Source organism: Allobosea sp., from assembly GCF_051860145.1.
Classification (GTDB): domain Bacteria; phylum Pseudomonadota; class Alphaproteobacteria; order Rhizobiales; family Beijerinckiaceae; genus Allobosea.
Genome location: NZ_JBHYEM010000001.1, coordinates 131,472 through 149,117 on the forward strand (window position 1 = coordinate 131,472; position 17,646 = coordinate 149,117).

General features: G+C 67.3%; 17 protein-coding genes. 8 read left to right on the top strand and 9 right to left on the bottom strand.

Going from position 1 to position 17,646, the window contains the following annotated elements:
- Positions 1-4: 4 nt before the first annotated feature.
- Positions 5-607, bottom strand: coding sequence for a class I SAM-dependent DNA methyltransferase (locus ACTIF2_RS00635; RefSeq protein WP_439495078.1), 603 nt, complete (start codon positions 605-607; stop codon positions 5-7).
- Between the two features lie 193 nt (positions 608-800).
- Between ACTIF2_RS00635 and ACTIF2_RS00640 the strand changes: the two genes are divergently transcribed.
- Entirely contained in the window at positions 801-1,703 is a 903-nt protein-coding gene (locus tag ACTIF2_RS00640) for a methylated-DNA--[protein]-cysteine S-methyltransferase (protein ID WP_439495590.1), read from the top strand.
- A gap of 179 nt (positions 1,704-1,882) precedes the next feature.
- A complete protein-coding gene (locus ACTIF2_RS00645) occupies positions 1,883-2,287 on the top strand; it encodes a hypothetical protein (protein WP_439495079.1) in 405 nt (134 codons plus the stop codon).
- Between the two features lie 6 nt (positions 2,288-2,293).
- On the opposite strand, the gene ACTIF2_RS00650 is transcribed toward ACTIF2_RS00645, so the two are convergent.
- From ACTIF2_RS00650 to ACTIF2_RS00660, 3 genes are read right to left on the bottom strand one after another with little or no spacing between them, the layout of a single operon-like run.
- Entirely contained in the window at positions 2,294-3,334 is a 1,041-nt protein-coding gene (locus tag ACTIF2_RS00650) for a proline racemase family protein (RefSeq protein ID WP_439495080.1), read from the bottom strand.
- A complete protein-coding gene (locus ACTIF2_RS00655) occupies positions 3,327-4,259 on the bottom strand; it encodes a PfkB family carbohydrate kinase (protein WP_439495081.1) in 933 nt (310 codons plus the stop codon). Before ACTIF2_RS00655 ends, ACTIF2_RS00650 begins: the two co-directional genes overlap by 8 nt.
- Positions 4,256-5,434, bottom strand: a complete 1,179-nt coding sequence (locus ACTIF2_RS00660) for a fumarylacetoacetate hydrolase family protein (protein ID WP_439495082.1) — start codon at positions 5,432-5,434, stop codon at positions 4,256-4,258. Before ACTIF2_RS00660 ends, ACTIF2_RS00655 begins: the two co-directional genes overlap by 4 nt.
- Positions 5,435-5,674: 240 nt before the next feature.
- Between ACTIF2_RS00660 and ugpB the strand changes: the two genes are divergently transcribed.
- The 5 genes from ugpB (at position 5,675) to ACTIF2_RS00685 (ending at position 10,864) form a co-directional block, all read left to right on the top strand.
- Positions 5,675-6,976: a sn-glycerol-3-phosphate ABC transporter substrate-binding protein UgpB gene (ugpB, locus tag ACTIF2_RS00665; RefSeq protein ID WP_439495591.1), complete on the top strand. Its 1,302-nt coding sequence runs from the start codon at positions 5,675-5,677 to the stop codon at positions 6,974-6,976.
- Between the two features lie 158 nt (positions 6,977-7,134).
- A complete protein-coding gene (gene ugpA, locus ACTIF2_RS00670; RefSeq protein WP_439495083.1) occupies positions 7,135-8,016 on the top strand; it encodes a sn-glycerol-3-phosphate ABC transporter permease UgpA in 882 nt (293 codons plus the stop codon).
- Between the two features lie 154 nt (positions 8,017-8,170).
- The gene (locus tag ACTIF2_RS00675) at positions 8,171-8,929 is read left to right on the top strand and encodes a creatininase family protein (RefSeq protein WP_439495084.1); all 759 of its coding nucleotides are present in this window, start codon (positions 8,171-8,173) and stop codon (positions 8,927-8,929) included.
- Positions 8,929-9,777, top strand: a complete 849-nt coding sequence (gene ugpE, locus ACTIF2_RS00680) for a sn-glycerol-3-phosphate ABC transporter permease UgpE (protein ID WP_439495085.1) — start codon at positions 8,929-8,931, stop codon at positions 9,775-9,777. Before ACTIF2_RS00675 ends, ugpE begins: the two co-directional genes overlap by 1 nt.
- A gap of 7 nt (positions 9,778-9,784) precedes the next feature.
- Entirely contained in the window at positions 9,785-10,864 is a 1,080-nt protein-coding gene (locus tag ACTIF2_RS00685; RefSeq protein ID WP_439495086.1) for a sn-glycerol-3-phosphate import ATP-binding protein UgpC, read from the top strand.
- A gap of 92 nt (positions 10,865-10,956) precedes the next feature.
- Here the strand turns inward: ACTIF2_RS00685 and ACTIF2_RS00690 are convergent, their stop codons facing one another.
- Complete coding sequence (locus ACTIF2_RS00690) at positions 10,957-11,601, bottom strand: redoxin domain-containing protein (protein WP_439495087.1); 645 nt, start codon at positions 11,599-11,601, stop codon at positions 10,957-10,959.
- 48 nt (positions 11,602-11,649) lie between these two features.
- Positions 11,650-13,818 (bottom strand): protein-disulfide reductase DsbD family protein, encoded by a 2,169-nt coding sequence (locus ACTIF2_RS00695; protein ID WP_439495088.1) that lies wholly within the window; start codon positions 13,816-13,818, stop codon positions 11,650-11,652.
- Positions 13,819-14,013: 195 nt separating this feature from the next.
- Between ACTIF2_RS00695 and ACTIF2_RS00700 the strand changes: the two genes are divergently transcribed.
- Complete coding sequence (locus ACTIF2_RS00700) at positions 14,014-14,868, top strand: SDR family NAD(P)-dependent oxidoreductase (protein WP_439495089.1); 855 nt, start codon at positions 14,014-14,016, stop codon at positions 14,866-14,868.
- Positions 14,869-14,964: 96 nt separating this feature from the next.
- On the opposite strand, the gene ACTIF2_RS00705 is transcribed toward ACTIF2_RS00700, so the two are convergent.
- The 3 genes from ACTIF2_RS00705 to ACTIF2_RS00715 are packed head-to-tail and all read right to left on the bottom strand — an operon-like array spanning position 14,965 to position 17,507.
- A complete protein-coding gene (locus ACTIF2_RS00705) occupies positions 14,965-15,729 on the bottom strand; it encodes an ABC transporter ATP-binding protein (RefSeq protein ID WP_439495090.1) in 765 nt (254 codons plus the stop codon).
- Positions 15,717-16,469 carry an ABC transporter permease gene (locus ACTIF2_RS00710; RefSeq protein ID WP_439495091.1) on the bottom strand — a complete coding sequence of 251 codons (753 nt, stop codon included), beginning with the start codon at positions 16,467-16,469 and terminating at the stop codon, positions 15,717-15,719. Before ACTIF2_RS00710 ends, ACTIF2_RS00705 begins: the two co-directional genes overlap by 13 nt.
- 15 nt (positions 16,470-16,484) lie before the next feature.
- On the bottom strand, positions 16,485-17,507 hold the full coding sequence (locus ACTIF2_RS00715) for an ABC transporter substrate-binding protein (RefSeq protein WP_439495092.1): 1,023 nt from the start codon (positions 17,505-17,507) through the stop codon (positions 16,485-16,487).
- Between the last annotated feature and the right edge of the window lie 139 nt (positions 17,508-17,646).

Genomic DNA, 17,646 nt, shown 5'->3' on the forward strand with positions numbered 1-17,646 from the left:
GGCGCTATCGCGCTCGCGCCAGCCAGATGGTGTGCCCGCCGCAATTCGGGTCCTCGACGGCATGAGCCACGACATCGAAACCGTGACGGTCGAGCAGCGTCCGATATTCCTGCGGAGCCAGGCTGCCGTGATAGAGCGGCTCGCCCTCGAAGGAGCCGATCGCCTCGCCCTCGCTCGGGCCGCTGGTGAACATCAGCGCCGCGCCCGGCGCGGCATGCGCCGCGAAGACCGGAAACATGCTGCGCTGATCCACCGGCGTGAGATGGAAGAAGCTGTCCCAGGCAAGCAAGCCATCGAACCTTCGGCCGAGCGACAGGGTTCGCATATCGGCGACCAACCAGCCATGCTCCGGGAAACGCGCCCGGCAGAGCTCGATCAATGGCGGCGAGGCATCGATCCCCGTGAGGGCATAACCCGCTTCGACGAAATGACGCGCGAGCGGCTCGCCCGAGCCGCAGCCGATATCGAGGATCGACCCGCCCGGCGGCAGCAGCGCCTGGAAGCGCTCGAGCCAGGGCCGCTCGAACAGCGATTTTCCGCGGGCGGCGTCGAAGGCGAGCGCGTGGCGCTGGTAAAGCCCGGCAATGCCCTCCGCGAGCTCAGACATGAGATATAATCCCCGGGGAATCGCTGCTGGCGAGCTTGCCAGCTTTCGGGTGGTGACGGCACCGTGGGATTTCTAAATTCGTGTCATGACGACAGACACGAGGTCCACCACCATGATGGCTCAAGCTTCGATGAAAACGGCGATGACCCCGACCCGCTTCTCCAACGCCGTGCTCGCCCGCGCGGCGCAGGCCATGCCGGCCGAGGCGGATTTCCCGATTGCCGCGCCGGGCTCGGACTATGACACCGTGCGGCGCATCCTGGCCTATATCACCGAGCACTGGCGGCAGCAGCCGACGATCGAGGCGATCGCGGATGCCGCCGGCGCGACGCCGACCGACGTCCACCATCTCTTCCGGCGCTGGTGCGGGCTGACGCCCAAGGCCTTCCTGCAAGCGATCACGCTCGACAACGCCAAGGGCCTGCTCGCCTCCTCGGCGAGCATCCTCGACACGAGCTACGAGGTCGGCTTGTCCGGCCCCGGCCGGCTGCACGATCTCTTCGTCACCCATGAGGCGATGTCGCCGGGCGAATGGAAAGCCGGCGGCGAGGGACTCAAGCTCTCCTATGGCTTCCATCCCTCGCCCTTCGGCGAAGCGCTGATCGTCGCCACCGAGCGCGGTCTCGCGGGACTAGGCTGGGTCTCGACCAGCGTCGATGGCGGCAAGGTCGTCGGCGGCCGGGCGGAGGCGCTGGCCGACATGATGCGGCGCTGGCCCCATGCCGATTACCGCTTCGACCCGGCTTCGACGCGGCCCTATGCTGGACGGATCTTCGATCCCAAGGCCTGGAGCTCCGAGACGCCGCTGCGGGTCGTGCTGATCGGCACCGATTTCGAGGTGCGGGTCTGGGAGACGCTGCTGCGGATCCCGGTCGGCTGCGCCACGACCTATGGCGACGTCGCCAGCCATATCGGCAAGCCCACGGCGGCGCGAGCGGTCGGTGCGGCAGTCGGCAAGAACCCGATCTCCTTCGTGGTGCCCTGCCACCGCGTCATCGGCAAGTCCGGCGCGCTGACCGGCTACCATTGGGGCCTGACGCGCAAGCGCGCCATCCTCGGCTGGGAAGCCGGGCAGACGGGCGAGGTGGCGGCCTGAGCCGCCGCCCCGCCCACGTCGCCGCTTCGCATCGGCTCTGCTAGAGCAGGATGCGAAAAAGTGGGAACCGGTTTTTCGCATCGATCCTGCTCTAACCTATTGTTGAGAGCCGGATGACTTCAGTTGGAACCGCAAAGCGATTCCAACTGAAGTCATCCGGCTCTAAGGAGCGAAAACGCGTGACCCGACGATCGCTTTCCGGACCATGGCGCACCGCGCTCGTGGCGCTCGCCCTCGCGGGCGCAAAGTTTCAGAGCGCCGAGGCCCAGGAAACCGCCCAGCGGGCGATGAGTGCAACCGTAGCGACTTATCTGCACGGCAGCATCGTCCGATGCTGGAATATCCCGCCTGGCGCGGGAAGCGCGCAGGATGTCGTGCAGTTGCGCCTGGAATTCCGCCGCGACGGCTCGCTGGCGCGCGACCCGGTCCTCCTCAACCCCAAGGACGAGCCGGGCTTCACGCTGCTGGCCACGAGCGCATTGCGGGCCGTCCGCCGCTGCGAGCCTTATGCCGGGCTGAAACGCCACGCCGAAGCCTATAAGCACTGGCGCACCGTCGTGGTGAATTTCCGCCGCCCCGATTGAACGCGGCTATGGCGCCGCGATCTCAGAGAAGCGCGCCGGCAGCTCGAAGCCGAGGCCGAGCGGATCGTCAGCCTCGATGATGAACACGCCCTCGCCCGCGAGATGGCTCACGCCGCCGACCTCGACCGTCACGGCGCCATCGGCGGGATACTCCGCCGGACCGACGACACGGCCCGAGAAGGTCCCGCCCGTGATGCTGCGGAAGAGCCGCGCCTGCCCCGGCTGGACGAACCCCTTCGCATGATCGAGCGCCATGCGCGCGGTGACGCCGGAGCCGGTCGGTGAACGGTCGATCTGGCGCTCGGCGAAGATGCAGAGATTGAAGCTCGTCTCCTCCGGCCCGGCTTCGTCGGTGACGATGGTGCCATAGAGGAAGCCGAGATCGGGCTCGCTCGGGTGGGTGATCGGCGGCCCGGCACGGACCGCGTCGGTCAGCGCCGCGGCCGCCTCGGTCAGCTTTTCCACGGGCGTCTCGAACAGATCGAGCCCGAAACGCGAGGCCGGCAGGATGCAGTAGAAGGCGCCGCCATAAGCGATGTCGGTGGTGACGTCTCCGAAGCCCGGCACCGCGACGATGCGGTCGCGCGCCTGGACGAAGGCCGGCACGCTCTCGAAGCGAACTTCGCCAACCTTGCCATCCCGCACTTCGCAAGCCAGGCGAAGCAGCCCGCAGGGCGCCTCGATGGCGAAGCGCGTCACCGGCTCGATCGGCGGCACCAGCCCGCGCTCGATCGCGTAGCGGCCGAGCGCGATCGTGGCGTGGCCGCACATGGTCGAATAGCCCTCGTTATGGGTGAAGAGCACGCCGAAGACGGCCTCCGGATGGCTCGCCACGACCGGGATGACGCCATACATGCCGGCATGGCCGCGCGGCTCGAGCATCATCGCCCGGCGCAGATCGTCGTGGCGCTCGCGCGCCTGCCGGCGCTTGTCGAGGATGGTCGCGCCGGTGAGTTCCGGATAGCCGCCGGTGACGATGCGCACCGGCTCGCCGCAGGTGTGATAGTCGAGATAGCTCAGGCGCATCGGCTTGGTTCCGTCAGTCATAGGGCGGCTTCGGCTTGAGGCGCGGCGGCTTGCAGCCGCGCTCGCCGCAGGTCTCGGCCGCGACCCGGCAGGCGAAATCCATGGCCGAGGCCGAGATCTCCTCGGGCAGGTCGCGCAGGAGCGGACCGAGGCCGCCATTCTGCCAGAGCGAGGCGAGGAAGGCGCCCATGAAGCTGTCGCCGGCGCCGATCGTGTCGACGACCTCGGAAGCAGGCACGAAAGCCGAGATCATCCCGCCAGAGGCCAGATATAGATCAGCGCCGTGATCACCCGAGGTGCTCAGGACGAGCGGCAGTCCGCCGGCGAACCAGCGCTCGTAGTCCTGGCCAGAGCCCGTATCGACAGCCACCGCGTCGTCATAGCTGAGCTTCACCAGATCGCAGAACGGCACGCGCTCCTCGATGGCGCTCCGCGCCTGATCGGGCGGCGGCAAGACGGGCAGGCGGATATTGAGATCGTAGCTGACGCTGAGCCCCACCTCGCGCGCCCGGCGCATCAGCGCCAACGCCGCCTGCCCCGAGACGCCAAGCGTCGCGCCGAAGGACGTCACATGCAGATGCGCGAAATCGGAGAGGTCCGCGGGTTCGGGTGGCGCAACGTCGAAGGCCGTGCCGCTCAGCCGAAATCGATAGCTCGCCGCGCCGTCGTGGTCGATCGACTCCACCGTGGCGGACGGCGTCTGCGCGTCGCAGTCGCTCACGAAGCGCTGGTCGATGCCTTCCTCGGCCATGCGCACGCGGAAACGCTTGCCCATCGTATCGCGCGACAGGCTGGCATTATAGGCGACCTTCGCGCCGCAGCGCGCCAGCGTCAGCGCCGTGTTGTAGCCGGAACCGCCCAGGACGGCCTCGGCCCGGCGGCCCTCGGTCGCCGGCACGATATCGACGAGCGCCTCGCCGTAGACGAGGACGCCCTTGCCGCTCACAGCAGGCCGCGCTTCGCCAGGTTGCGCATCAGATGCGAGGCGCCGAACGTCCAGGGCTCGCATTCATCGGTGCGGCGCATGCGGTTCGTCAGCGCGCCGAGCTCCGGTGCGGCGATGGTGACGATGTCCCCGTATTTATGGGTGAAGCCGCCGCCGGGCGTGTCGCGATCCTTGATGGGCGCGAACATGGTGCCGAGATAGAGCGCTGCGCCATCAGGATATTGGTGGTTCGGGTTGAGCATCTGCCCGGCGAGATCGGCCGGGTCGCGGCTGATTTTGGCGATCGAGGACGAGCCTTCGAGCCTGAACCCGTCCGGCCCCTCGACGGTCAGCGTCACCGTCGTGTTCCGGACATGGTCGAGCGTGAAGCCGGCATCGAAGAAGCGGATGAAGGGGCCGACCGCCGCTGCCGCATTGTTGTCCTTGGCCTTGCCGAGCAGCAGCGCCGAGCGGCCCTCGACATCACGCAGGTTGACGTCGTTGCCGAGGGTCGCGCCGACGATCGTGCCGGTCGAGGCGACGATCAGGACGATTTCGGGCTCGGGATTGTTCCAGGTCGAGGCCGGGTGCAGGCCGGCATCGACGCCGGTGCCGACCGCCGACATCGGCGGCGCCTTGGTGAAGATCTCGGCATCGGGACCGATGCCGACCTCGAGATACTGGCTCCAGGCACCCTGCTTGATCAGCACCTCCTTGAGATGCATCGCCTCCGGCGAGCCGGGCTTCAGCTTGGAGAGATCGTCGCCGATGAGCTTGCCGATCTCGGTGCGGATGGTCGCGGCGGCGGCCGGATTGCCGCGCGCCTTCTCCTCGATGACGCGTTCCAGCATCGAGACGGCGAAGGTGACGCCGGCGGCCTTGACCGCCTGCAGGTCGAGCGGCGCCAGCAGCCAGGGCTTGCCCGCGTCGCGGACGTCCGGCGGCGTGTTGGCGAGGATCGCGGCGAGGCTGCCGATCGTCTCGCCCTTCGCAGCGCGCAGGGCCGCGGCCGGGTCGGACGTCTCGCAGAGATCGCGCATCGTGGCGAAGGCGCCTGTGATGTCGACCAGATCATCGCCGCGCAGAACGACGACCGCCGGGCCTTCGACATCGGGCCGCCAGACACGGCCGGCGAGCGCCGCTTTCGCGGCATCGGCCGGCAAGGTGTTCCGGGGCGTCAGGGCAAGCTCAGGCATGATCGTTCGTCCATTGGTGGAATTGCCACGATGAAGGTCGCGGGGGAGAACAGCCGCTTCGCCGGTAATGCGCAAGGGGGCGAATACGCGTGCAGGGGCATTGATCGGGCATGGCACGCATGTCGTGTGATTGTCATTGAAACGTCACCAGTCCTTCATGCTAGCTTGCGCACCAACGACAAGAACCGCCCGCAAGCCGGGGCGGAAGGGAGAGACGAGATGACATCCAGATCGCGTTTGATGATTTCGGCCGCGCTTTTGACGCTGGCGGGGACGGTGCCCGCCGCCGCGCAGACCGAGATCCAGTGGTGGCACGCGCTGACCGGCGCCAATAACGACGTCGTGGTCAAGCTGGCCGAGGAGTTCAACGCCTCGCAAAAGGACTACAAGGTCGTCCCGGCCTATAAGGGCTCCTATCCCGATACGCTGAACGCCGGCGTCGCCGCCTTCCGGGCCGGCACCGCGCCGCATATCCTGCAGGTCTTCGAGGTCGGCACCGGCACGATGATGTCGGCCAAGGGCGCGGTGAAGCCCGTGCACGAGCTGATGAAGGAAGCCGGCGAGGCTTTCGACCCCAAGGCTTATTTGCCGGCGATCACCGGCTATTATTCGACCGCCAAGGGCGACATGCTCTCGATGCCGTTCAATTCGTCGAGCATGGTGATGTGGTACAATAAGGATGCCTTCAAGAAGGCGGGCCTGAACGCCGACGCGCCGCCCAAGACCTGGCCGGAGGTGTTCGAGGCGGCCAAGAAGCTGAAGGCCGCCGGCTGGGATAAGTGCGGCTTCTCGAACGCCTGGGCGACCTGGGCCAATATCGAGCAGTTCGGCGCCTGGCATAACATCCCGATCGCGACCAAGGCGAACGGGCTCGACGGTTTCGACACGGTGCTGAACTTCAACAGCCCGGCCTTCGTCAAGCATCTGACCAACCTGGTCGAGCTGCAGAAGGACAAGACCTACGATTATTCCGGCCGCACCAATAATGGCGAGGGCCGCTTCACCTCGGGCGAATGCCCGATCTTCCTGACCTCGTCGGGCTTCTTCGGCAACGTCAAGGCGAACGCCAAGTTCGACTGGGCGAACGCCCCGATGCCGTATTATCCGGATGTGCCGGGCGCGCCGCAGAACTCGATCATCGGCGGCGCCTCGCTCTGGGTGATGGGCGGCAAGAAGGCCGACGAATACAAGGGCGTCGCCAAGTTCTTCACCTTCCTCTCGAACGTCGACCGCCAGGTGAAGCTGCATACCGAGTCCGGCTATCTGCCGATCACCAAGGCGGCCTATGAGAAGGTCAAGTCCTCCGGCTTCTACAAGGACAAGCCCTATCTCGAGACGCCGATCCTCGAGCTCACCAACAAGGAGCCGACCGAGAACTCGCGCGGCCTGCGCTTCGGCGGCCTCGTCCAGATCCGCGACATCTGGTCGGAGGAGATCGAGGCGGCGCTGAACGGGCAGAAGACGCCGAAGGCAGCGCTCGACGCGGCGGTGGAGCGCGGCAACCAGGCGCTGCGCCAGTTCGAGCGGACGGCCTCGCGCTGAGCCCCGCCACAACCATGATGTCATCCCGGACGTAGCGAAGCGCAGATCCGGGATCCATGCCTGAACCGTTGCGGCATGGATCCCGGGTCGAGCTACGCTCGCCCGGGATGACGCCGTTTCCAGATTGACCAAAGCGACGAGACAGGCTCCCCGCCTTCATGCAGAAGAACGCCCATTTCCGCAGCCTGATGATCCCGCTGATGCTGCTCCTGCCGCAGCTCGCGATCACCATCGTCTTCTTCTACTGGCCGGCGAGCCAGGCGGTCTGGCAGTCCTTCCTGCTGGAGGACGCCTTCGGCACCTCGACGCAGTTCGTCTGGTTCGAGAACTATCGCGACCTCTTCGCCGACCCGGGCTATTTCAGGGCCTTCCTCAACACGGCGATCTTCTCCACCTTCGTCTGCGTGCTCTCGCTCTCGATCGCCCTGCTCTTCGCCGTGATGGCCGACCGGCAGATCAGGGGCGCCGAGATCTACAAGACCCTGCTGATCTGGCCCTATGCGGTAGCGCCCGCCATCGCCGGCGTGCTCTGGATCTTCATGTTCGACCCTTCCCTCGGCATGCTGGCGCGCGGGCTGCAGCAACTGGGCGTGAACTGGAATCCGCGCCTCAACGGCAACGACGCGATGACGCTGGTCATCCTGGCTGCGACCTGGAAGCAGATCAGCTACAATTTCCTGTTCTTCCTCGCCGGCCTGCAATCGATCCCAAAGAGCGTGATCGAGGCGGCGGTGATCGACGGGGCGCGGCCGATGCGCCGGTTCTGGACCATCGTCTTCCCGCTGCTCTCGCCGACGACCTTCTTCCTGCTCGTCGTCAACATCGTCTACGTCTTCTTCGACACCTTCGGCATCATCGACACGATCTCGGGCGGCGGCCCCTCGGGGGCGACCGAGACGCTGGTCTACAAGGTCTATTCCGACGGCAAGGGCGGCTCCAATCTCGGCGGCTCGGCGGCGCAGTCGGTGATCCTGCTGGTCATGGTCATCGCGATGACCGCGATCCAGTTCCGCTTCATCGAGCGCAAGGTGAATTACTGATGCGGGCTATGCCAAGCTCAGCCCTCATCCTGAGGAGCCGCGAAGCGGCGTCTCGAAGGATGCTCGAGAGGGTGCTGGAGCATCCTTCGAGACGCGGACTTCGTCCGCTCCTCAGGATGAGGGCTGAGGATAGAACAAACGGAGCTCGGAACTGATGGCCTCCGTGATGTGGAAGGAGTTGACCGCCGAGGAACTGCGCGCCAAGGCCGCGGCCGACGCCGTGGTCATCCTGCCGATCGCCTCGATGGAGCAGCACGGGCCGCATCTTCCCGTCGGCGTCGACACCATCCTGTGCGAGGGCGTCTGCAAGGCGGCGGCGGAGCGCGCCGACGATATCGAGGTCGTGGTCGCGCCAACTTTGTGGTGCGGCATGGCCGAGCATCACATGGCCTTTGGCGGCACCTTCACCTTCGACATCCCGACCTATCGCGCCGTGCTGCTGGCGCTGCTGAAGAGCATCGAGCGGCATGGCTTCAGCCGGGTGATCATCGTCAACGGCCATGGCGGCAACATCGCCGCGCTCGCCGCCTTCCTGCCGGATTTCGCGCGCGAGACCTCGCTTCGCATCCTCGGCACCACCTATTTCACCCTGGCGCAGGAGGCGATGGCGCCCTTCATGCAGGACCAGGTCAGCGTGCTGCATGCCTGCGAGGTCGAGACCTCGATGATGATGGTGCTGGCGCCCGAGACGGTCCGAACCGAGCGCCTGCCCGAGGCTTTCGGCATGCTCGGCGCCGATCTCGCGGCGCTGACCCGCCCGAATGTCGGGCGCTACCGGCCGTTCCGCGAGATGACCGAGACCGGCGTGATCGGCGACGCCCGGCGGGCGGGCAGGGAGAAGGGCGAGGCTTTTCTCAACGCCTGTGCCGATGCGCTCGCCGGGCTTGCGCGCGACCATGGAGGAGCGGCCTGATGGTCGAAGACCGGCGCTTCGGCGATATCCTCGCCTATGTCATCCTGACGATCGGCGTATTGATCGTCGCCTTCCCGGTCTGGCTGACCTTCGTCGCCTCGACCTGGGACGCCTCGACCATCATCAACGGGCAGCTGCCGCTCTATCCCGGCCCGCATTTCTTCGAGAACTACTACCGCATCCTCTTCGTCGGCACCTCCAGCACGACGCGCGAGCCGGTCGCGATCATGATGTTCAACTCCTTCGTGATGGCGATGGCGATCGCGCTCGGCAAGATCTTCATCTCGGTGCTCTCGGCCTATGCGATCGTCTATTACCGCTTCCCGTTCCGGATGACGGCGTTCTGGATCATCTTCGTCACGCTGATGCTGCCGGTTGAGGTCCGCATCTTCCCGACCTTCAAGGTCGTCTCCGATCTCGGCATGCTCGACAGCTATCAGGGACTGGCCGTGCCGCTGATCGCGTCCGCGACCGGCACCTTGCTGTTCCGGCAGTTCTTCATGACGATCCCGGACGAATTGCTCGAGGCCTCGATGATCGACGGCGCCGGGCCGTTCAAGTTCTTCAAGGACACGGTGGTGCCGCTCTCACTCACCACGATCGCGGCGCTGTTCGTCATCCAGTTCATCTATGGCTGGAACCAGTATCTCTGGCCGCTGCTGATCACCACCAAGGACTCGATGCAGACCATCGTCATCGCCATCAAGAAAATGATCGTCACCGCCGACGCGCTCACCGAATGGCAGCTCGCCATGGCGACCGCGATGCTGGCGATGCTGCCCCCCGTCTTCGTCGTCATCGCCATGCAGAGGCTCTTCGTGAAGGGCCTGGTGGAAACCGAGAAGTAACCCGCACATGGCCCAGGTCACCCTCACCAACGTCAAGAAGATCTATGCCGGCGGCGTCGAGGCCGTGAAGGGCGTGTCCTTCGACATTCCCGATGGCGGCTTCTGCGTGCTCGTCGGCCCGTCGGGCTGCGGCAAGTCCACGCTGCTGCGCATGGTGGCGGGGCTGGAGACGATCTCGGATGGCGAGGTCGCGATCAGCGGCAAGGTCGTCAACCGGATCGAGCCGGCCGATCGCGACATCGCCATGGTCTTCCAGAACTACGCTCTCTATCCGCATATGAGCGTCTACGACAACATGGCCTATGGCCTGCGCAACCGTAAGACGCCCAAGGACGAAATCGAGAAGCGCGTCAAGGAAGCGGCCCGCATCCTGGCGATCGAGAACCTGCTGGAGCGCCGGCCGCGCCAGCTCTCGGGCGGCCAGCGCCAGCGCGTCGCCATGGGCCGCGCCATCGTGCGCAAGCCCCAGGTCTTCCTGTTCGACGAGCCGCTTTCGAACCTCGACGCCAAGCTGCGCGTGCAGATGCGGGTCGAGATCAAGAAGCTGCAGCGCGCGCTCGGCGTCACCGCGATCTATGTTACGCATGACCAGGTCGAGGCGATGACGCTCTCGGACAAGCTCGTGGTGATGAATGGCGGGCAGGTCGAGCAGATCGGCGTGCCGGCCGATGTCTACCGCAAGCCGGCGAGCAAGTTCGTCGCGACCTTCATCGGCTCGCCGCCGATGAACATCCTGCCGGCTGCGATCGACGGGCCCGGCATCGTCGCGCTCGGCGAGGCGCTCCTCGAAGCGCGCGACCTGCAGCAGGACCTGCCGGCCGGGACAAAGGTCGAAGTGGGATTGAGGCCGGAGGATATCGAGATCGCCTCCGAGGGCCAGGCCGGCTCCCTGCCCTTCAACGTCGAGTTCGTCGAGGAGTTAGGGGCGACGCAGCTCTTCCACGGCCAGCTCGCCGGCCTGCCCTTCGTCATGCAGGCGGCGACCGGAGAGGTCGCCAAGGAATCGAAGCGCCTGTGGGTCGCGGTCGATCCCGACCGCGTCCATGTCTTCGACGCGACGAGCGGGGCAAGGCTCGGGCGGAAGTAAATTCCAGCGTCATGGTCGGCCTTGAGCCGACCATCTCTTGAAGGAGATTCTCGGGCCTGCGCTGCGCTCCGCCCGAGAATGACGACAGCGCCTCAGCTCACCGGTGCGTATTTCACCACGCAGCCATAGGCCTTGGTCGCCGCCTCCGAGACCGGCTTGCCGGCCTTCAGCTCGGCCATCGCCTGGCGCACATAGCTCTTGGCGCCGTTGAGGCTGGAGGCGCTCGACGAGGGCTTGTCGTCGATCGCGCCGGCATAGGCGAGCGTGCCCTTGGGATCGATGATGTACATGTGCGGCGTCGTCTGGGCGCCGTAGGCGCGCGCCATCTGGCTCTTCGGATCGAGCAGGATGGCGGCCGGGGCGGCGTCGCGCGAGGCCGTCAGCTCCTTGGCCTTGGCGCCGTCGACATGGCCCTGCTCGCCGACCGGCGAGGAGATGACCGAGAGCCAGACGACGCCCTCCTTGGCCATGTCCTTCTGCAAGGTCTGCATGGTGGCGCTGTTGTAGTGCTTCCGGACATAGGGGCAGTCATGGTTGGTCCATTCGAGGATCACCGTCTTGCCGGCATAGTCCGCGAGCTTCTGCGTCTTGCCGTCGGCGTCGACCACCGAAAAGGCCGGCGCCGGCGCGCCGGGCTTGGCCGCGCCCTGGGCGAGGGCGGCGCCCGCGGCGAGGGCAAGCCCTGCAAAGGCAAGACCCGCAAAGGCAAGGCCGGCGATGAAAGTCTGTCTGGTCATGGCTTTCATGTCTGTCTCCGTCTTCTCAGGTGGACTTGCAGGGGGACGTCAGGGGCGGTTGGCGGCGGTCTTCGCCTCCCGGCCGGCGGCGCGCGCCGCGGCTTCGACCAGCATGTCGGTGGTCAGGAGCTGCGGCAGGATCTCGGCCTGCCCGCCCTTGGCCGCGGGATAGAACAAATAGAGCGGCACGCCGGCGCGGCCATGCTCGGCGAGTGCGGCGGCGATCGTGGCGTCGCGATTGGTCCAGTCGGCCTTGAGCGAGGCGACGTTCAGCGAGGCGAAGGCGTCCTTCACCTCCTGGCGCGACAGCGCGACGCGCTCGTTCGCCAGGCAGGTGATGCACCAGGCGGCGGTGAAGTTGACGAAGACCGGCCGGCCTTCCGCCTGCAGCGCTGCGACGCGCGCCGGCGACCAGGCCTGCGGATCGCCGCCCTCAGCCTGCGCGGCCGTATTGGGCACGGCGCTCTGCAGGACGAAGGCCCCGGCGCCGCCTGCGACGAGCAAGGCGAGCGCCACTGTTACGACGCGACCGCGCAGCTGCGCGCCACGGCCGATGCGCAGCAGCCAGACGATGAAGCCAGCGGCGAGGATCGCAGCCAGTGCCGCCAGCACCCCGCCCGGCCCGGCCTGGACCGAGGCGACCCAGACCAGCCAGATCGCCGTCGCGAACATCGGGAAGGCGAAGGCCTGCTTGAGGACGACCATCCAGCGGCCCGGCTTCGGCAGCAGCCGGAGCCAGCCCGGCGCGAAGGAGAGCGCCACGACCGGCGCGGCGAAGCCGAGCGCCAGCGCGAGGAAGACGGCGAGCCCGGTCTGGGGCGGTTGGGTCACCGCGTAGCCCATTGCGGCGCCCATGAAGGGCGCCGTGCAGGGCGTCGCGACGACGACGGCGAGCACACCGGTCATGAAGGCGCCCATGCGGCCGCCGCCCGAGGCCAGGCCATGGCCGACGCCCTGCACCGAGCCTCCGACCTCGAAGGCGCCGAGCAGGTTGAGGCCGATCAGCACCATGACCACCGCGAGCGCGATCACCAGCGGCGGCGATTGCAGCTGGAAACCCCAGCCGACGCTGGTGCCGAGCGCGGCGAGCCCGATCACGGCGGCGGCCAGCAGAATGAAGGTCGAGAGCACGCCGCACAGGAAGAGCAGCCCCTGCTCGCGGACCTCGGAGCGGTTCGCCTGCGCCAGTTGCGCAAAGCCGAGCGCCTTGATGAAGAGCACCGGCAGCACGCAGGGCATCAGGTTGAGGATCAGCCCGCCGGCGAAGGCGAAGGCGAGCGCCGCCCACAGTGTCAGGTCGCTCTCGGGCGGCGTCGGCATCCGCACCACCGCCGGAACCGAGCCTGCGGGAGCGGCGGTCGCGGCCGTCACCAGCGCCGGATCGACATCGGCCACGAGGGTGAGCGCGCGCGGCGCGCCGGCCTCGCGATAGGTGACGACGCCTGAAAGCTCGGCCGTCTCGACCTTGAAGGCGCCCGAGCGCGTGAGCTGCAGCACCGCGCCGTCAGCGCCCGCTGTCGCAGGCTGCGCCGCGGCATGCTCGATCAGCGTGTCGGAGAGCGGAAAGAAGCGCAGGTCGCTGGCGCTGCCCAATCCCGGCAGCGTCAGGGCGAGCCCGTCGCCCTCCGCCTTCAGGCTCGCCTTGAAGCCGGCCGGCTGCGGCAGCGCGGCGCGGGCGGCCTCGATGCGGGACTGCGCAGCCTCGTCGGCGATCGCACTCTGGCCGACCGCGAGGTCGAGGGTGAAGGCGCCTTCCTCGGGAATGCAGATCTTCTCGCAGACCAGCCAGGTGGCGTTCGCCTTCAGCGAAAGCCGGTCGCCGGGTTTTGCGTCCGCAGGAACCGCGATCTCGACCGGGAGCAGAACCTCGCCCTCGAAGCCGAAATTGACCAGCGGGACGACCGGCAGCGCCTTGGGCGCCGGCCACTGGATCTCGCCGGCGGAGAAACCGGCGGGCAGGCTCCAGTCGATCCGAGTCGGCTCACCGGAATCGCCGGGATTGGCCCAATAGGTGTGCCAGCCCTTGGCGATCTTCTGGACCAGCGCGACCTGGAAGCGCTCGCCGGGCGCCACCGTGTCGCGGCTCGAGAGCAGCGTCGCAGTGACGCGGGGGCTGGTGACGGGCGCGGATTCGGCAGCGAGCGCAGCGCCGGGGACAAGCAGCGCCAGGGCCAGAAGCCCGCGCCGCAGAAAGCCGAAGGTGATGCGCTCGCCCATAGATTCCGTCGTCAGATCCACAGATACCACCGCTCAATTGCCTCAGTTCGCCACCGGACGCCAATGACAAGCCAGTGATGCCATGTGAACGGGTCTTCTTCGGGCAGTTCCGGAAATGATGCAGCGCGCCATGATGTCGCCCTGCCCCGCTCATTAGGTGCCGCCTCGCCAACCCGATTCGAAAAGGCCGTCGCCATGCCGTCGATCGATCTCGCCGCCCTCTCCCCCTCGCATGTCGCCGTCGTCACGGGAGGCGCGTCCGGCATCGGCTTTGCCGCGGCGCGATATTTCGCCGGGATAGGCATGAAGGTCGCGATCGCCGATCGCGATGGCGAGGCCCTGCGCGCCGCCGGCCAGGTGCTGGCGACGATCGCGGGCGAGGAGAACGTGCTGGCGGTGCCGACGGACGTCGCACGGCCGGACGAGATCCGCGCGCTGCATGAACAGGTCACCCTGCGCTTCGGCAGCGTCCAGGTGCTGATGAACAATGCCGGCATCCAGCCGGGAAGCACGATCTTCGGCGCGAACGGGACCTGGGATCAGGTCCTCGCCGTCAATCTCGGCGGCGTCGTGCATGGCTGCCAGATCTTCGCGCCCGAGATGATCGCGAACGGCAAGCCCGGCCTGATCATCAACACGGGCTCGAAACAGGGCATCACCACGCCGCCGGGCGACCCGGCCTATAACGTCTCGAAGGCCGGCGTGAAGGCCTTCACCGAGGCGCTGCAGCATGAGCTGCGCCAGACCAAGGGCTGCCGCGTCAGCGCGCATCTCTTGATCCCCGGCTTCGTCTTCACCCCGCTCGCCGCCAAGGGGCGCCTCGAGAAGCCGGACGGCGCCTGGACGCCCGAGCAGACCGTCGATTTCATGATGGAGCGGCTGAGGGCCGGCGATTTCTACATCCTCTGCCCGGACAACGACACGCCGCGCGCGCTCGACGAGCGGCGCATGCTCTGGGCGATCGGCGACATCGTGGAGAACCGCCCGCCGCTCTCGCGCTGGCATCCCGATTATGGCGAGGCGTTCAAGGTGTTCGCGGAGGGGAAGTAGCTCTCCGTCATTGCGAGGAGCGCAGCGACGAAGCAATCCAGGGAACTGCGCGAGACCTCTGGATTGCTTCGCTACGCTCGCAATGACGGTGGCCGGTCAGATCGCCGCGCCGTCCGTCACGACATCCGCGCCCAGCCCGAGCCGCACCGCCCGCACGATCTCGGCCTCGGCATCGGCGCCGCGGCGGCGCGGGCGGGCTGCGTCGATGCGGTGCTCGGCGATGATCCGGCCCGGAGCCCCCGACAGCACGACGACGCGGTCGGCGAGATAGGCGGCCTCGTCGATATCGTGGGTGACGAAGAGCACGGTCTTGCCGGTTTCGCGCCAGACCCGGATCAGCTCGTCCTGCAGCGTCTCGCGGGTGAGCGCATCCAGCGCCGAGAAGGGTTCGTCCATCAGCAGGATCTCGGGCTCGACCGCCAGCGCCCGGGCCAGCGAGACACGCTGGCGCTGCCCGCCGGAGAGCTGGTGCGGCCAGCGCTGGGCGAGCGGGCCGAGGCCGACCAGATCGAGCATCTCCTGGCCCTTCGCGAGACGCGCCGCGCGCGGCACCTGCCCCTCCAGGCCGAAGCCGACATTGGAGATCACCTTGCGCCAGGGCAGCAGCCGCGAATCCTGGAAGACCAGCGCGACGGGGCGGCGGGTGCCGTCCCTGGCATGGATCACGACCTCGCCGCCGCTCGGCCTGGCGAGGCCGGCGACGACGCGCAGCAAGGTCGACTTGCCGACGCCGGAAGGCCCGACGATGGCGAGGAACTCGCCGCGCGCGACCTGGAGATCGAGTTCGTGCAGCACCTCGGTCGCCTGGCCGTCGCGGGTGAAGGTCAGCGAGAGCTGGCGGATGTCGATCACGCTTTCCATCGCAGCACCCAGTTCTGGAAGGCGACGAAAGCGGTGTCGAGCAGGCCGTAGAGCGCGGCCATGGTCAGCATGTAGATCACCACGATATCGGTCGCGAGCAGGCTCGAGGCCTGCATCATGCGCTGGCCGACGCCGGCGACGCCAAAGATCTCGGCCGCGACCACCGCCATCCAGGCCTGGCCGAGCGCGGTGCGCAGGCCGACGAGGATGCCGGGCAGCGCCGCCGGCAGCAGGATCTTGACGAGCCGCTGCCAGGGCGAGCGGAAGCCGAAGGCGTCGGCGACCTCGATGAGATCGCGGTCGACGCCGCGGATCGCGCCCTGCGCCGCGAAGAAGGCGATCCAGAACACGCCGATGGCGATGATGAAGACCGCCGCCGCCGGATTGACGCCGAACCAGATGATCGCGAACGGCACCCAGGCGAGACCCGGGATCGGCCGCAGCACGCGCACGACCCAGGCGGTCGCCTCCTCGGCGAGCCGCGACATGCCGACGAGCACGCCGGCGGCGACGCCCAGCCCGGAGCCGAGGATCAGCCCGGTGAAATAATGGCCGAGCGAGCCGACGATCGCCGAGAGCCAGGCGCCGGAGGTCACCTCGCGCCAGAAGGCGGCCGGCAGGACGCTCGGGCCCGGCAGGAAGGCAGGATTGACCAGGCCGAAATGCGGAATCGCCTCCCAGAGCAGGAGGAAGGCGATCAGCCCGGCAAGGGCGAGGGCCGGAGCCCTGAATGAGGTCAAGTTAGCCGCCGGTTGTCAGAGATTCTTGATGGCGCGCTCGTAATACTGCGTCTCGAACAAGCCGTCGAAGGGCAGCTCCTTCTCCAGCGAGCCAAGCTTGACCTGATAGGCCTGCATCGCGCGCGCCGGCTCGATGATCTTGCGCGGGTCGATCTCGAACTTGCTCGCGGGCGAGACCAGCGCCTGCTTGATCAAGGCCGGATCGACGATGCCCTTGCCGAGCGCGGCGCCGACATGAGGCGCGGCCTTCTCCGGCGATTTCACGAGCAGGTCGGCGGCGCGCACGAGGCCGTTGACCAGCTTCTGCACGGCGTCGGGGTTCTTCGTGACGAAGGCGCCCGATGCGGCGACGACCGTGCCCGGCTGGCCGGGGAACAATTCCTCGCCGCCGGCGACCAGCTTGATGCCGGGATTGCGGGACTGGATGATGGTGAGAGCCGGCTCGCGCACGATGGCGCCCTCGACGGCGGCGGCGAGCACGGCCTGCTGGGTCGCGTCGATGCCCATCGGCACGACCTCGACATCGGCCTTGTCGGCCTTGGCGACCTCCCAGAGCCAGTATTGCAAGGTGGTGTTCGGCACCGAGCCGGCCGGCTGCGTCGCGAGGCGGGCAGGCTTGCCGCTCGCGGCCCTGTGCGCCTTGAAGGCGGCCGCAGGAGCCGTGCCCGGCGTGAAGTACTTGGCCAGCGCCGGCGCCGCGACGAAGACGTTCTCGGCGATCGCGGTCGCGGCGACGACGCGGATGTCGACGCCGCGCGAGCGGGCGACGGCGAGCGGCGCGATGCCGGCGACATAGAGGTCGATCGTGCCCGAGGCCAGGGCCTGGATCATGTTCGGCCCGGATTCGAAGACCGTGAAGGCAGCGCTGATGCCGGCTTCCTTGAGCCAGCCCTCGCCGTTGGCGACGAAGATCGGCGCCGTGCCGATGACCGGGATGTAGCCGACGCGGGCGGTCGCGCCTGCCTGGGCTCGGGCGCTTGCGAAAGGCGCTGCCGCAAGCAGCGACGAGCCGGAGAGCAGGAACTGACGACGGTCCATGGCAATTTCCCAGAATAGAACGTGTTTTGTGGCCTATTGACTGTTGATAAAAGGATTTTCTATCTAAATACAAGTTAGCGACATCAAAAAGAAGAAAAATCTCTCATGATGCATTTTGCAGTGAGAATTTTCCTCGCAC